5 protein-coding genes are annotated in these 15,917 nt (G+C 46.7%); all 5 read left to right on the top strand.

Features of this window, described 5'->3' with window-relative positions; translation table 11 throughout:
- Positions 1-3: 3 nt before the first annotated feature.
- The 5 genes from L3V45_RS09035 to bamA all read left to right on the top strand — a co-directional run bounded on the left by L3V45_RS09035 (position 4) and on the right by bamA (position 15,909).
- Positions 4-705, top strand: a complete 702-nt coding sequence (locus tag L3V45_RS09035) for a CoA transferase subunit A (RefSeq protein ID WP_003153920.1) — start codon at positions 4-6, stop codon at positions 703-705.
- 17 nt (positions 706-722) lie between these two features.
- Positions 723-1,385, top strand: coding sequence for a CoA transferase subunit B (locus L3V45_RS09030; RefSeq protein WP_007410136.1), 663 nt, complete (start codon positions 723-725; stop codon positions 1,383-1,385).
- 12 nt (positions 1,386-1,397) lie between these two features.
- On the top strand, positions 1,398-2,183 hold the full coding sequence (locus L3V45_RS09025; RefSeq protein WP_014305097.1) for a 3-hydroxybutyrate dehydrogenase: 786 nt from the start codon (positions 1,398-1,400) through the stop codon (positions 2,181-2,183).
- A gap of 555 nt (positions 2,184-2,738) precedes the next feature.
- Positions 2,739-3,941, top strand: coding sequence for a bacillomycin D biosynthesis malonyl-CoA transacylase BamD (gene bamD, locus L3V45_RS09020; protein WP_014305096.1), 1,203 nt, complete (start codon positions 2,739-2,741; stop codon positions 3,939-3,941).
- Between the two features lie 19 nt (positions 3,942-3,960).
- Positions 3,961-15,909: a bacillomycin D hybrid PKS/NRPS BamA gene (gene bamA, locus L3V45_RS09015; protein WP_236837360.1), complete on the top strand. Its 11,949-nt coding sequence runs from the start codon at positions 3,961-3,963 to the stop codon at positions 15,907-15,909.
- Positions 15,910-15,917 lie beyond the last annotated feature (8 nt).

The following is a 15,917-nucleotide window of genomic DNA, read 5'->3' as shown; positions in this document are numbered from 1 at the left end:
AATATGGGAAAAGGAAAAGTGATGGACTCTTATAAAGATGCTGCTGCACTGATCAAGGACGGAGACACCCTCATCGCAGGAGGCTTCGGCCTGTGCGGCATTCCGGAACAATTAATACTCGCGATCAGGGACAGCGGCGTGAAAAACTTGACCGTTGTCAGTAATAACTGCGGTGTTGATGATTGGGGGTTAGGCCTCTTGCTTGCAAACCGGCAGATCAAAAAAATGGTCGCATCCTATGTCGGAGAAAACAAAACCTTTGAACGGCAGTTTTTAAGCGGGGAGCTGGAAGTCGAATTGGTGCCCCAAGGAACGCTCGCAGAAAGAATTCGCGCGGGAGGGGCGGGCATTCCGGCGTTTTATACACCTGCGGGCGTCGGAACATCAGTAGCCGAGGGAAAAGAACATAAGACATTTGACGGGCGCACCTATCTTCTGGAGAAAGGGATTACAGGGAACGCCGCCATCGTAAAGGCCTGGAAAGCCGATCCTCTGGGCAACCTGATGTTCAGAAAGACGGCGAGAAATTTCAATCCGCTCGCTGCAATGGCAGGCAAAGTGACGATTGCAGAAGCTGAAGAAATCGTCGATGCCGGAGAGCTTGATCCCGATCAAATTCATACGCCGGGTATTTTTGTGCAGCACGTTCTGCTTGGCGGGATTCATGAAAAACGGATTGAACGCCGCACCGTCCGGCAAGCATGATAAAGGAGGCTGACAGAATGAGAGATAGCAGAAAACGAATGATCAAACGGGCTGTAAAGGAAATTAAGGACGGAATGAATGTGAACTTGGGGATAGGGATGCCGACGCTTGTAGCCAATGAGATACCGAATGATTATAACGTCCTGCTTCAGTCTGAAAACGGCTTGCTCGGAATCGGGCCTTATCCGGCGGAAGGAACGGAGGATCCCGATCTGATCAATGCGGGAAAAGAAACCATTACCGAGGTAAAGGGAGCCTCGTATTTTGACAGTGCCGAATCCTTCGCCATGATTCGCGGCGGCCACATTGATGTAGCGATCCTCGGCGGGATGGAAGTGTCCGAACGGGGAGATTTGGCGAACTGGATGATCCCCGGAAAAATGATCAAAGGAATGGGTGGCGCCATGGACCTGGTCCACGGAGCAAAACGGATTATTGTCATTATGGAGCATGTTAATAAATATGGGGAATCTAAAGTGAGAACGGAATGTACGCTGCCTTTAACCGGCAGGCAGGTGGTCGATCGGCTGATCACAGATTTGGCTGTATTCGATTTTCATGATGGCCGTATGACGCTCACCGAACTGCAGGAAGGTGTAACAATGGAGGAGGTCTTTGAGAAAACAGAAGGTCATTTTACTGTCAGCCAGTCGTTAAAAAACGGGGTCAGACCAAAATGAGGAGGTGCCGTCATGCATTCATTGCTTATTGAAAAAACAGCCGTTGTAACAGGAGCAGCCGGAGGAATCGGGCTTGAAATCGCAAGAGAATTCGCCCGTGAAGGAGCAGCCGTCATCATCTCTGATGTAAACGAACAAGCGGGGAAAGAAGCGGCGGCAAGACTGAAAGAAGAAGGCTGTGAAGCAGTCAGCATCACATGCGATGTAACAAATGAAAAGCAAGTGGCCGACATGCTGCAGACGGTCGAGAAACAATTCGGACGCCTCGATATCCTTGTGAATAATGCGGGCATTCAGCATGTCGCGCCCATCGAGGAATTTCCCACCGAACAGTTTGAACGGCTCATTCGTGTCATGCTGACTGCGCCATTTATCGCAATGAAGCATACATTCCCCATTATGAAAAAACAGCAATTCGGGCGAATCATTAATATGGCGTCTGTCAACGGGCTGATCGGTTTTCACGGGAAAGCGGCATATAACAGCGCCAAGCACGGCGTCATCGGTTTAACGAAAGTCGGCGCACTTGAAGGCGCGGCTGACGGCATTACCGTCAATGCGCTTTGTCCGGGATATGTGGACACTCAGCTTGTCCGCAATCAGTTAAAGGACATTTCCGCAACAAGGAATGTACCGTACGAGCGGGTGCTTGAGGACGTCATCTTTCCGCTCGTTCCCCAAAAACGGCTGCTGTCAGTGAAGGAAATCGCTGATTACGCTGTATTTTTGGCCAGCGACAAAGCAAAAGGGGTTACAGGTCAGGCCGTAGTCATGGATGGCGGGTATACCGCTCAATAGTTCTTATATTTTTTTAAAAACAGCCGCTCTGAACGGCTGTTTTTTTATGCCTGAAAAACTTGTTCACTCAATAGGCCGATTTACTGCCCAACCGGTATCCGGGCTGGGTCATTCACATGTTCTGCGGCGTATTTTGTCCTTGCAGATTTTTCTCATCCAGATCCATTTCTGCGCCGCATTTATAATCAAGCGCCATCAGTTTACAATCCTTCACAGATATACAAATGAATTTTTACAATAAACATAAAATATGTAATTTCTGACACAATAATGCCAATAGCCCTAAAACATATGAAACATGAAGAGCGCGACCTAAGTGATGAAGAGCCGGTAACAGGCTCCACTCCGGCTTTTCATCATCTCTCTTTAAGACTGATTTTCGGTGAAACCCCATGTTTTATTTTATGAATAAATATATCTAATTCGTTTGTAAAATCGAACAATAACTCCTCCGAAAGTATTCTATACACATTTGTTATAATCATGCTAGGATGTTAGATAAAGGGATAATTTGTAGGATATTGTATTTCTGTTCAATATGATCGGAGGAATCTCATGAACAATCTTGCCTTTTTATTTCCTGGACAAGGGTCTCAATTTGTAGGAATGGGCAAACAATTTTGGAATGATTTTGTGCTCGCAAAGAGATTGTTTGAAGAAGCGAGCGATGCGATCTCCTTGGATGTAAAAAAACTGTGTTTTAACGGAGATATGAATGAATTGACAAAGACAATGAACGCGCAGCCCGCTATTTTAACGGTCAGTGTTATTGCTTTTCAAGTGTATATGCAGGAAATAGGGGTGAAGCCCCGCTTCCTGGCAGGCCATAGCTTAGGCGAATATTCAGCGCTTGTCTGTGCCGGCGCCCTTTCTTTTCAGGATGCCGTTACACTTGTAAGGCAGCGGGGAATTCTTATGCAGAATGCGGATCCTCAGCAGCAGGGGACGATGGCCGCCGTGACTCACCTCTCTCTTCAAACGTTGCAGGAAATATGTTCGAAAGTGTCGACGGAAGACTTTCCGGCAGGAGTAGCCTGCATGAATTCAGAACAGCAGCATGTGATTTCCGGACACCGGCAAGCTGTGGAACGTGTCATCAAGATGGCGGAGGAAAAGGGAGCTGCATACACTTATTTGAATGTCAGTGCGCCTTTTCACAGTTCGCTGATACGATCAGCATCTGAACAATTCCAGACTGTATTACACCGGTATTCCTTCCGGGATGCCGCATGGCCGATCATTTCAAATGTCACTGCACGCCCTTACAGCAGCGGAAATTCGATCAGCGAACATCTCGAGCAGCACATGACGATGCCGGTAAGATGGACGGAATCGATGCATTACTTGCTTTTACACGGAGTGACGGAAGTCATCGAAATGGGTCCGAACAATGTCTTAGCCGGTCTGCTGAGAAAAACAACGAATCACATTGTACCTTATCCCTTAGGACAGACATCTGATGTTCACTTGCTTTCCAATTCAGCAGAAAGAAAGAAACATATTGTCCGTTTACGCAAAAAACAACTGAATAAATTGATGATTCAATCCGTCATTGCGCGAAATTACAACAAGGATTCAGCGGCTTATTCCAATATGACGACGGCATTATTTACGCAAATCCAAGAGCTGAAAGAGAGAATGGAAAGACATGAAAATGAGCTCTCAGAACAAGAGCTCGAACATTCGATCCATTTATGCAAATTAATTTGCGAGGCTAAACAGCTTCCGGATTGGGAAGAATTGCGGATTTTAAAATAAAGCGCCCAGGAGGGGACCTATGTATACCAGTCAATTCCAAACCTTAGTAGATGTCATTCGGGAAAGAAGCAATATCTCTGACCGCGGGATCCGTTTTATCGAATCCGATAAAAACGAGACGGTTGTCTCTTATCGCCAATTGTTTGAAGAGGCGCAAGGATATCTTGGCTATTTACAGCATATCGGCATTCAGCCGAAGCAGGAAATTGTATTTCAAATCCAAGAAAACAAATCATTTGTCGTTGCTTTTTGGGCTTGTATATTAGGAGGAATGATCCCGGTGCCGGTCAGTATCGGAGAAGATGATGACCATAAGCTGAAGGTCTGGCGCATTTGGAACATATTAAATCACCCGTTTCTGATTGCCTCTGAAAAAGTATTGGACAAAATAAAGAAATACGCTGCAGAACACGATTTACAGGATTTCCATCATCAATTAAACGAAAAATCTGACATCATTCAAGATCAAACCTACGATTACCCCGCTTCGTTTTATGAACCTGATGCGGATGAACTCGCCTTTATCCAATTTTCTTCAGGATCGACAGGAGATCCAAAAGGAGTCATGTTAACGCATCACAACTTAATACATAACACGTGCGCCATTGGGAATGCCCTAGCCGTTCATTCGAAAGACTCTTTCTTATCATGGATGCCTTTAACGCATGATATGGGGCTCATCGCCTGCCACCTTGTTCCCTTCATAACCGGAATCAATCAAAATCTGATGCCTACAGAATTATTTATTCGCAGACCTATCCTTTGGATGAAAAAAGCTCATGAACATAAAGCCAGTATTCTATCCTCTCCTAATTTCGGATACAACTACTTCCTTAAATTTCTGAAAAACGAACCAGACTGGGATTTATCCCACATCAAGGTCATCGCAAACGGTGCAGAACCGATATTGCCGGAGCTATGTGACGAATTTTTGAAAAGATGCGCAGCATTCAATCTGAAAAGATCCGCCATTTTGAATGTTTACGGTTTAGCGGAAGCTTCGGTCGGCGCAGCATTCTCTAAATTAGGTAAAGAATTCGTTCCCGTTTATTTGCATCGCGATCATTTAAATCTCGGTGAAAGAGCTGTAAACGTCAGCAAAGAGGATCAAAATTGCGCTTCATTCGTCGAAGTGGGACGACCTATTGACTATTGTCAGCTTCGGATCTCCGATGAAGCAAATGAAAGAGTAGAAGACGGAATCATCGGCCATATCCAGATCAAAGGAGACAATGTGACTCAAGGGTATTATAACAACCCCGAGAGTACGGAAAAAGCGCTGACTTCTGACGGCTGGGTAAAAACGGGAGACCTCGGATTCATTAGTGAAAGTGGTAACTTAGTCGTAACGGGAAGAGAAAAGGACATTATTTTCGTGAACGGAAAAAATATCTACCCGCACGATATTGAACGGGTCGCGATTGAAATGGAAGAGGTTGACTTAGGAAGGGTTGCCGCCTGCGGTGTATATGATCAAAAGACACAAAGCGGAGAAATCGTGCTCTTTGTTGTTTACAAAAAATCACCTGAAAAATTCGCACCGCTTGTCAAAGAGATAAAAAAGCATTTGCTCAAGCGGGGCGGCTGGAGCATAAAAGATGTCCTTCCGATCCGAAAACTCCCTAAAACAACCAGCGGAAAGGTTAAACGCTACGAACTTGCCAGACAGTATGAGGCAGGGAATTTTTCAACAGAGTCTGCCGCCATCAATGAATATTTGGAGAGCAGCCCGGAAACGTCCGGACAGACTCCCATTCATGAAATTGAAACGGAATTACTGTCTATCTTTTCCGATGTACTCAATGGGAAAAAGGTTCACCTCGCTGACAGTTATTTTGATATGGGAGCAAATTCATTACAGTTATCGCAGATTGCCGAGCGCATAGAACAGAAATTCGGACGCGAGCTTGCCGTTTCAGATCTCTTTACGTATCCTTCTATCACTGATTTAGCGGCGTATCTGTCTGAAAGCCGGGCTGAAATCAAGCAGGACGTGGCAGCGAAACCAAGCCATGTGACACCGAAAGATATCGCCATTATCGGGATGTCGCTCAATGTCCCTGGAGCATCAACTAAAAATGATTTTTGGAATCTGCTTGAAAAAGGTGAGCACAGCATTCGAGAATACCCTGCATCCCGGCTGAAAGATGCGGCGGATTATTTAAAGTCCATCCAAAGCGAAATCAATGAGAATCAGTTTGTGAAGGGCGGCTATTTAGATGAAATCGACCGCTTTGATTTCTCGTTCTTCGGTTTAGCTCCTAAAACGGCTCAGTTTATGGACCCTAACCAAAGACTGTTTTTGCAGTCTGCATGGCATGCGATTGAAGATGCGGGCTATGCCGGCGGCAGCATGAACGGGAGCCGTGTCGGGGTATATGCAGGGTACTCGAAGGTGGGCTACGATTATGAACGTCTCCTTTCTGCGAATTATCCGGAGGAGCTTCATCAATATATCGTGGGCAATCTCCCTTCCGTGTTAGCCAGCCGAATCGCTTATTTCTTAAATTTAAAAGGGCCGGCGGTCACAGTCGATACGGCGTGCTCCTCATCGCTTGCCGCCGTTCATATGGCATGTAAATCTTTAATATCCGGCGATTGTGAAATGGCTCTTGCCGGCGGTATCCGGACATCGCTCTTGCCGATCTGTATCGGACTTGATATGGAATCTTCGGACGGGTACACGAAAACGTTCAGCAAAGATTCAGACGGTACTGGCACAGGTGAAGGCGCGGCCGCAGTCCTGCTGAAACCTCTGCAGGATGCTGTTCGCGACGGAGACCATATTTACGGCGTAATCAAGGGAAGCGCGTTGAATCAAGACGGAACAACCGCCGGGATTACAGCACCGAATCCGGCAGCTCAGACTGAGGTCATTGAGACGGCCTGGAAAGACGCGGGCATTGCCCCTGAAACACTGTCTTTCATCGAAGCGCATGGCACCGGAACGAAGCTCGGCGATCCGGTTGAATTTAACGGGCTTTGTAAAGCGTTTGAAAAGTATACGGCAAAAAAACAATTTTGTGCGATTGGTTCTGTTAAATCGAACATCGGTCATTTGTTTGAAGCGGCAGGCATCGTCGGGCTGATCAAATCTGTCCTCATGCTGAATCACAAGAAAAATCCGCCGTTAGTGCACTTTAATGAACCTAATCCGCTCATTCATTTTCACTCTTCACCATTTTACGTAAACCAGGAAGCTGCAGCGTTCCCATCCGGTGATGAGCCGCTGCGAGGCGGAGTCAGCTCATTTGGCTTTAGCGGAACGAACGCTCATGTGGTATTGGAAGAATATATTTCTCAAAGTGAGTATGCGCCCGAGGATGAACATGGGCCGCACCTATTTGTTTTATCCGCTCATACTGAAAAATCACTCTATGAACTCGCACAGCAGTACCGGCAATATGTATCGGATGACAGCCAAGCTTCATTAAAGTCCATTTGCTATACAGCCAGTACGGGCAGGGCTCATTTGGATCATGGCATTGCCATGATTGTATCCGGTAAACAAGAACTATCGGATAAGCTGACCCGCCTGATTCAGGGAGACAGAAACCTTCCCGGTGTATACATCGGCTACAAGAATATGAAGGAAATGCTGCCCGCTCATAAAGAAGAGCTGAATAAACAAGCAGCCGCACTGATTAAGCAGCGTTTACGTACGCAAGATGAACGGATCACATGGCTGCATCGCGCCGCCGAATTATTTGTGCAAGGAGCCGTTATCGATTGGCGCGCGCTTTATTCAGGTGAAACTGTACAAAAGACGCCATTGCCCGTGTATCCGTTTGAACGGAGCCGATGCTGGGCTGAAGCTGACCAATTGCGCTTAAACGAGGACGAAAAGAGAGGAGAAGCAGCATTGAATATCAATCAATCGAAGTCGCACATTGAATCCTTCCTGAAAACTGTAATCAGCAATGCTTCGGGGATCAGAGCGGAGGAACTCGATCTGAATGCTCATTTTATCGGACTCGGAATGGATTCTATCATGCTGTCACAGGTCAAAAAAGCCATCGCGGACGAATTTGGGGCAGACATCCCGATGGATCGTTTTTTTGATACGATGAACAACCTTCAAAGTGTCATAGATTACTTGGCTGAGACCGTTCCATCGTCCTTTGCATCCGCTCCGCCTCAAGAGAATGTTCCGGCGCAGGAAATGCAGGTCATTTCAGAAGCACAGTCTGAATCGGATCGCAGAGAAGGTCATCAAGAGCATATGCTCGAAAAAATAATCGCTTCTCAGAATCAATTAATTCAGGATACCTTGCAAGCTCAATTAAATAGCTTTAATTTGTTGAGAAACAGCGGACATCATTCCGATGAGAAAGAATACGCTAAAGCGCAAGAGAGATCAATTCCTTCTGTCCAACAGGGGCCTCCGGCCGTCACTGCAGAAAAGAAAGCGGCTCAAGAAGCGAAACCCTATGTTCCTTTCCAGTCTCAGAACCTGCATGAACAGGGACACTATACCGCACGGCAAAAACAATACTTAGAAGATTTCATCAAGAAATACGCAGATAAAACGAAAGGTTCCAAACAATATACGGACAACACCCGATTTGCTCATGCAAACAACCGCAACTTGTCCAGCTTCCGTTCATATTGGAAGGAAATCGTATACCCGATTATCGCCGAACGTTCTGACGGTTCTAAAATGTGGGATATTGACGGAAATGAATATATCGATGTCACCATGGGATTCGGGGTTAACCTTTTCGGGCATCATCCTTCCTTTATTACACAGGTTATCGATGATTCAGCCCGTTCATCATTGCCTCCGCTCGGACCGATGTCAGATGTCGCCGGTGAAGTTGCCGACCGGATCCGCACATGTACCGGGGTAGAAAGGGTCGCTTTCTATAATTCCGGAACAGAGGCCGTCATGGTTGCCCTGCGTTTGGCGCGGGCGGCAACAGGAAGAAAGAAAGTGGTGGCGTTCTCGGGCTCTTATCACGGCACGTTTGACGGCGTATTAGGGGTTGCCGGCACAAAAGGCGGAGCTGCGTCTGCGAATCCGCTGGCTCCTGGTATACTGCAGAGCTTTATGGATGATTTGATTATTTTACATTACAACAATCCCGATTCTCTGGACGTGATCCGCAGTCTTGGTGATGAATTGGCAGCCGTACTGGTGGAACCGGTACAAAGCCGCAGACCGGATTTGCAGCCGCGGGCATTTTTGAAAGAATTGCGGGCGATCACGCAGCAATCCGGAACAGCTCTGATTATGGATGAAATTATTACCGGATTTCGGATCGGTCTCGGCGGCGCACAGGAATGGTTCGGCATTCAGGCTGATTTAGTGACCTACGGAAAAATCATCGGCGGCGGACAGCCGTTAGGGGTAGTTGCCGGAAAAGCTGAGTTCATGAATACGATCGACGGGGGTACCTGGCAGTATGGGGACGATTCCTACCCGCAAGACGAGGCGAAACGCACGTTTGTGGCCGGAACCTTCAATACTCATCCGCTTACCATGAGAATGTCATTAGCCGTGCTTCGTCATTTACAAACCGAGGGAGAACATCTGTATGAGCAGCTTAATCAAAAAACAGCCTACTTGGTCGATGAGCTGAATCGCTGCTTCGAACAAGCGCAAGTGCCTATCCGCATGGTTCGATTCGGTTCTTTATTCCGGTTTGTCTCATCGCTTGATAATGACTTGTTCTTTTACCATCTCAACTATAAAGGTGTCTATGTGTGGGAAGGACGCAACTGCTTCTTGTCTGCGGCGCATACCGCTGATGATATAGAAAAGATTATTCAAGCGGTGAAAGACACGGTGGAGGATCTTCGCCGAGGCGGATTTATTCCGGAAGGCCCGGACTCCCCTGATGGCGGAGGCCGTAAAAAGTCCGGGACGCGCGAGCTTTCACCTGAACAAAAGCAGTTGGTTATGGCATCCCATTACGGGAATGAAGCGTCCGCCGCTTTAAACCAGTCCATTATGCTGAAAGTGGAGGGCGAACTGCAGCATACGCCATTAAAACAAGCCGTCCGGCATATCGTTGACCGTCATGAAGCTTTACGTACAGTGATTCATCCCGATGACGAGGTACAGCAAGTGCAGGAACGGATGAATATAGAAATACCAGTCATTGATTTTAGCGGTCACCGACATGAACATCGGGAGTCGGAAATTCAAAAATGGCTGACAGAAGATGCCAAGCGGCCGTTTCATTTCCATGAACAAAAGCCTTTGTTTAGAATCCATGTGCTTACTGCGGCTCACAATGAACATCTGATTGTGCTCACGTTCCATCATATCATTGCCGATGGATGGTCAATCGCCGTTTTTGTTCAAGAACTGGAGAGCAACTACGCGGCAATCGTACAAGGAAAACCGATTTCACCGAAAGAGGCAGATGTTTCGTTTCGCCAATACTTAGACTGGCAGCAGGCACAGATTGACAGCGGCCATTATGAAGAAGGGGTCCGTTATTGGCGGCGTCATTTCTCTGAACCGATTCAGCAGCCAATTCTGCCGAGCACAGGTTCTGTCCGTTATCCGAACGGGTATGAGGGAGACCGGTGTACCGTCAGGCTTGGACGGCCATTGAGCGAGGCTTTAAGGTCATTAAGCATTCAGATGAAAAATAGCGTATTTGTGACAATGCTGGGTGCATTTCATCTTTTTCTGCACCGGCTTACCAAACAGTCAGGCCTTGTGATCGGGATCCCCGCAGCAGGTCAATCGCATATAAAACAGCATGATCTGATTGGAAATTGCGTCAATATGATTCCGGTGAAGAACACGTCTACTTCAGAAAGCACTTTAACCGGTTATCTTGGCAGTATGAAAGAAAGCGTGAATCTTGCAATGCGGCACCAAGCCGTCCCGATGACACTGGTGGCCAGAGAGCTTCCGCACGATCAAGTGCCGGATATGCGTATTATCTTTAATTTAGACAGGCCTTTTCGAAAGCTGCATTTCGGAAAGGCGGAAGCGGAGCCCGTTGCATACCCGGTAAAATGCACCCTGTACGATTTATTTCTTAACATAACAGACGCGCATCAAGAATATGTTCTTGATTTCGACTTTAATACGAACGTCATCAGTCCGGAAATCATGAAAAAGTGGGGAGCGGGTTTTACAAAATTGCTGCAAAAAATGGTTGAGGGAGATTCAATCCCTCTTGACGCCATGATGCTGTTTTCCGATGAAGAACAGCATGATTTACAAGCACTTTATGCCGAACACCAGAAGCGGGTCTCTTCAATACGAAGCAATACAGCAAATTTCACTGAAGCCTACGAGGCGCCGATAAATGAAACGGAGCGGCAGCTGGCGCGGATTTGGGAGGAACTTTTCGGCCTTGAACGGGTCGGCAGATCAGATCGCTTCCTGGCTCTGGGAGGAAACTCGCTCCAGGCGACGCTTATGCTTTCCAAAGTTCAGAAGACATTTCATCAAAAGGTTTCCATCGGACAATTTTTCAATCACCAGACTGTTAAAGAATTAGCACATTTCATTCAGAACGAAACAAAAGTCGTGCACCTCCCGATGAAGGCTGCCGAGAAAAAAGCGTATTACCCGACATCGCCGGCGCAGCAAAGAGTATATTTCCTGCACCAACTGGAACCGGATCAGCTGGCGCAAAATATGTTCGGCCAAATATCAATAACAGGGAAGTACGATGAGCAAGCCCTGATCTCATCTCTTCAACAAGTGATGCAGCGGCACGAAGCGTTTCGCACGTATTTCGACATTATAGATGGCGATATCGTTCAGAAACTTGAAAACGAAGTTGATTTTAACGTTCATGTCCGGACAATGAGCCGGGACGAATTTGATGCCTATTCAGACCGGTTTGTAAAACCGTTCCGCCTGGACCAAGCTCCGTTAGTTCGTGCGGAGCTGATCAAGATTGAAAACGAGCAGGCCGAACTGCTCATCGATATGCATCATATCATTTCGGATGGTTATTCCGTCAACATCCTTACAAATGAATTGCTGGCTTTATATCATCAGAAACCATTACCGGACATTGAATTTGAATATAAAGATTTCGCAGAATGGCAAAACCAACGGCTGAATGAGGATGCCATGAAGCGGCAGGAGACATATTGGCTGGAACAATTTCAAGACGAAATTCCCATCCTTGACCTGCCGACAGACGGTTCAAAAGCGGTAGAACGGTCTTCTGAGGGACAGCGTGTGACATGCTCCTTACAGCCGGATGTCATCCGTTCGCTTCAAGATTTGGCGCAAAAGGCGGAAACCACTCTCTATACAGTGCTCCTGGCCGCCTATAATGTGCTGCTTCATAAATATACCGGACAAGAAGACATTGTCGTAGGCACGCCTGCTTCAGGAAGAAATCATCCGGATATCGAAAAGATCATCGGTATTTTCATACAAACCATCGGAATCCGGACGAAGCCGCACGCCAATAGAACGTTCACGGATTATCTGGAAGAAGTAAAGCGGCAGACGCTTGACGCTTTCGAAAACCAAGACTATCCATTTGACCGGCTTGTGGAGAAATTAAATGTGCAGCGGGAAACAACCGGAAAGTCTCTGTTTAACACGATGTTTGTGTTTCAAAACATTGAATTTCATGAAATCCGGCACAATGAATGTACATTTAAAGTGAAAGAACGAAATCCAGGGGTCTCTTTGTATGATTTGATGCTCACGATCGAAGATGCCGGTCAACAGATAGAGATGCATTTTGATTATAAACCGGGACGATTCACAAAAGACACCATTGAACAGATCACCAGACACTATACCGGCATCTTAAACAGTCTTGTTGAGCAGCCGGAGATGACATTGTCTTCCGTTCCTATGCTGTCTGAAACCGAACGGCATCAACTGCTGACGGAGTGTAACGGCACAAAGACGCCGTATCCGCATAACGAAACAGTAACCCGATGGTTTGAAATGCAGGCGGAACAGAGTCCCGATCATGAAGCCGTTATTTTTGGCAATGAGCGGTATACGTACAGACAGCTCAATGAACGGGCGAACCGATTGGCGCGGACGTTACGGACAAAAGGCGTACAAGCGGATCAATTCGTTGCCATCATCTCTCCGCATCGCATCGAGTTGATTGTTGGTATTTTGGCTGTTCTGAAATCAGGCGGCGCATACGTGCCTATTGATCCTGAATATCCGGAAGATCGGATCCAATATATGCTGAGAGATTCAAGGGCGGAGGTTGTGTTGACACAGCGCAGCCTGCTGGATCAATTACCGTATGATGGTGACGTTGTGCTTTTGGATGAGGAAAACTCATACCATGAGGATCACTCGAATCTTGAATCGGACAGCGATGCGCATGATTTGGCCTACATGATCTATACGTCAGGTTCCACGGGAAATCCAAAAGGTGTCCTCATTGAGCATCAGGGACTGGCTGATTATATTTGGTGGGCGAAAGAGGTCTATGTAAGAGGTGAGAAAACCAACTTCCCATTATACTCTTCCATCTCTTTCGATCTGACTGTGACCTCGATATTTACGCCGCTGGTTACGGGAAATACCATCATTGTCTTTGACGGCGAAGACAAAAGCGCTGTGCTTTCTGAGATTATGCGGGACTCAAGAATAGACATGATCAAGTTGACCCCGGCACATCTGCACGTCATCAAGGAGATGAATATCGCTGGCGGCACCGCAATACGGAAAATGATTGTCGGCGGAGAAAATTTAAGCACCCGTCTGGCCAAAAGTGTCAGCGAGCAGTTTAAAGGCCGGCTGGACATTTTTAATGAATACGGACCGACGGAAGCTGTCGTCGGATGTATGATTTATCACTTCGACGCAGAACGGGACAAGCGGGAATTTGTACCGATCGGCACTCCGGCTGCCAATACGGATATTTATGTGGCCGATGCAAGCAGAAATCTGGTTCCGATCGGGGTAATCGGCGAAATATATATCAGCGGACCGGGTGTTGCCAGAGGGTATTGGAACCGTCCGGATTTAACGGCAGAGAAATTTGTTGAAAACCCGTATGTCCCGGGAGCGAAGATGTACAAATCAGGGGATTTGGCTAAGCGGTTGAAGGATGGAAATCTTGTATATATCGGGCGCATTGATGAACAAGTCAAAATCAGGGGACACCGAATCGAGCTTGGTGAAATTGAAGCAGCAATGCATAACGCGGAAGCGGTGCAAAAAGCCGCGGTTACAGTGAAAGAAGAAGAAGACGGCTTAAAACAATTATGCGCGTATTACGTAAGCGACAAGCCTATAGCGGCTGCGCAGCTTAGGAAACAATTGTCATCGGAGCTTCCGGACTACATGGTTCCGACCTATTTTGTCCAACTGGAGCATATGCCGTTAACGTCCAACGGGAAAATAAACCGTAAGGCACTGCCAGCACCAGAAGCGAGTCTGCAGCTGACAGCTGAATATGTTCCGCCGGGTAATGAGACGGAGTCCAAACTGACAGATTTATGGAAGGAAGTGCTCGGAATAAGCCATGCGGGGATCAAACATAATTTCTTTGATCTCGGAGGCAACTCCATCCGAGCGGCTGCCTTAGCCGCCAGAATTCACAAAGAGCTGGATGTGAATCTGTCTCTAAAAGACATATTCAAGTTTCCTACCATTGAACAATTGGCTGACAAGGCGTTACACATGGACAAAAACCGATATGTACCGATTCCGGCTGCAAAGGAAATGCCATATTATCCGGTTTCTTCAGCTCAGAGGCGTATGTATTTGTTAAGTCACACAGAAGGCGGCGAGCTGACTTACAATATGACGGGTGCCATGAATGTGGAAGGGACGATCGATCCCGAACGGTTAAACGCCGCTTTCCGAAAATTAATCGCGCGTCATGAAGCGTTGCGGACCAGCTTTGATTTATATGAAGGCGAGCCGGCACAGCGTATTCATCAGAACGTCGACTTTACGATAGAACGGATTCAAGCAAGCGAAGAAGTAGCGGAAGACCGTGTGCTTGATTTCATCAAAGCGTTTGACTTAGCCAAACCGCCGCTGATGCGGGCCGGACTGATTGAAATTGAACCTGCACGGCACGTGCTTGTGGTTGATATGCATCATATCATTTCTGACGGCGTGTCCGTCAATATTCTGATGAAAGATTTAAGCCGAATCTACGAGGGGAACGAACCGGACCCGCTCTCTATTCAATATAAAGACTTTGCAGTTTGGCAGCAATCGGACATTCAGAAACGGAACATCAAGAGCCAGGAAGCGTATTGGCTGGATCAGTTTCACAGTGATATTCCTGTACTGGATATGCCTGCGGATTATGAGAGACCTGCCATACGCGATTACGAAGGCGAATCATTTGAATTTCTTATACCCGAACACTTGAAACAGCGTTTAAGCCAAATGGAAGAAGACACAGGAGCAACACTGTATATGATTTTATTGGCGGCCTATACGATTCTTTTATCCAAGTACAGCGGACAAGAAGATATTATCGTAGGAACGCCATCTGCCGGGCGGACTCATTTGGATGTAGAGCCGGTCGTGGGAATGTTCGTCAATACGTTAGTCATTCGCAATCACCCGGCGGGCCGTAAAACATTTGATGCCTACTTAAACGAAGTAAAAGAAAACATGCTGAACGCCTATAAAAATCAAGACTATCCATTGGAAGAATTAATTCAGCATCTGCATCTTCCAAAAGATTCAAGCCGCAATCCTTTATTCGATACGATGTTTGTGCTGCAAAATCTCGATCATGCTGAATTGACTTTCGATTCTCTTCAACTCAAGCCGTATCCATTTCATCATCCGGTTGCCAAATTCGATTTGACCTTGTCGATTCAGGCGGACCAAGACAACTTTCACGGACTGTTTGAATATTCGAAAAAACTGTTTAAGAAAAGCAGAATCGAGGTTTTATCAAACGACTACTTACACATTCTATCGGCGATTTTGGAACAGCCAAGCATTCTAATTGAACATATCGGATTGAGCGGCAGCAATGAGGAAAAAGAGAACGCGCTTGATTCTATTCAATTGAACTTTTAGGGAAAAGC

The organism is Bacillus sp. R45 (assembly GCF_021729365.1).
GTDB lineage: Bacteria > Bacillota > Bacilli > Bacillales > Bacillaceae > Bacillus > Bacillus velezensis.
The sequence above is the reverse complement of the archived record's forward strand: the minus strand, read 5'-3'. Positions and strand labels throughout refer to the sequence as shown.

What these genes read in the sequence shown, in the direction of transcription:
- L3V45_RS09035 (WP_003153920.1), top strand. Translation starts at nt 4, where the DNA reads ATGGGAAAAGGAAAAGTGATGGACTCTTATAAAGATGCTGCTGCACTG.
- L3V45_RS09030 (WP_007410136.1), top strand. Translation starts at nt 723, where the DNA reads ATGAGAGATAGCAGAAAACGAATGATCAAACGGGCTGTAAAGGAAATT.
- L3V45_RS09025 (WP_014305097.1), top strand. Translation starts at nt 1,398, where the DNA reads ATGCATTCATTGCTTATTGAAAAAACAGCCGTTGTAACAGGAGCAGCC.
- bamD (WP_014305096.1), top strand. Translation starts at nt 2,739, where the DNA reads ATGAACAATCTTGCCTTTTTATTTCCTGGACAAGGGTCTCAATTTGTA.
- bamA (WP_236837360.1), top strand. Translation starts at nt 3,961, where the DNA reads ATGTATACCAGTCAATTCCAAACCTTAGTAGATGTCATTCGGGAAAGA.